We start from the raw sequence: 1,272 nt of genomic DNA, 5'->3' as shown, positions 1-1,272 counted from the left end.
GTGCGTCCAGCAAAGGGTATATAGTCCGGTGGGTGGAAGCCCCATCAAATAAGCTGTTAACCACAGCATTTGAAGCGAGTCTTGAGTCTGTTACGGTAACGTGCAGGCTAAGCGTAGACAGCAAGATAGCAGGGATAGCTATGGAGCACCGAAATCCCAAAGTATCAGAGGGTCGACACCGTGGTCAGGGTGGAAGACAATATATGCACTTATCGTTATGGTGAGATTTTGCATGCCTCTGCGGTGTTGTTGAAACTATTCATGTCAGACAGGGACTATATGTCAACTGGAGAGGACCTGCATTTTCTTTTCAGAGTGTGTAAATGAAAAGTATGTCCGCCAACCAAAAGAAGAAAGACAAACGAAGTGCAGGTAGTCGGAGGCCCGAACAGTACCGGTGAAGGTATGAACAAAATAAATACTGGAGGGAAGTCGAGAGAGAACTGTGCCTCGCAGTTCTGGCCTGCGAAACTATATCAAAGAGGAAACATTAGCTATACACAGAGATAGGGGAACTAATGGAAACGAAATTGGCGAGAATATCACAATTATCAAAAGAAAACCCAGATATGGTCTTTACATCACTGGGGCATCTTATCAATAAGGAGATGCTTGAGAACTGTCATGTCCAGATGGATGGAACGAAAGCCGTAGGAATAGATGGAGTTACCAAAGAAGAATACGGAAGAAATCTGGAAGAAAATCTAGAAGCCCTTATAGAAAGTCTGAAGAAGAAATCCTATAAGCCTAAACCAGCAAGACTGGTAGAAATACCAAAGGACAATGGGAAGATGCGGCCACTTAGTATCTACTGTTATGAAGACAAGCTGGTACAGGAAGCACTGCGCAGGATACTGGAAGCAGTATTCGAGCCAATGTTTTATGATGAGATGATGGGATTCAGACCCAACAGGGGCTGCCATAAAGCAATCCGCAAACTAAACATAATGCTGGAAAGGAAACCGACGAATTATGTTCTGGATGCGGATATAAAAGGATTCTTCCAGCATCTTGACCATGAATGGATTGTGCGTTTTATAGAATCAAGGATTAAAGACCCGAATATCATCCGCCTTGTCAGACGAATGCTGAAAGCAGGAATTATGAATAACTATGAATTTGAAGCAACAGAGGAAGGAAGTGGACAAGGTTCCGTCTGCTCTCCGATAATTTCCTGTATCTATATGCACTATGTGCTGATATGGTGGTTCAGAGAGGTGGTAACGCCGATGTTAAAGGGATATGCAGGTCTGGTGGTCTATGCTGATGATT

Annotated in this window: 1 protein-coding gene; it reads left to right on the top strand. The window is 43.6% G+C overall.

Annotation, left to right across the window (positions count from 1 at the left end):
* Nucleotides 1–518: 518 nt before the first annotated feature.
* A partial coding sequence (locus LJE12_RS19535; protein WP_119243778.1) for a reverse transcriptase domain-containing protein occupies nucleotides 519–1,272 on the top strand: 754 nt, incomplete at its 3' end.

Origin of the sequence: Blautia sp. DFI.6.71, from assembly GCF_020593585.1 — a bacterium.
In the GTDB taxonomy this organism is placed as follows: domain Bacteria; phylum Bacillota; class Clostridia; order Lachnospirales; family Lachnospiraceae; genus Blautia_A; species Blautia_A wexlerae.
Note: the sequence above shows the minus strand (reverse complement) of the source record. Positions and strands in the feature narration are given on the sequence as shown.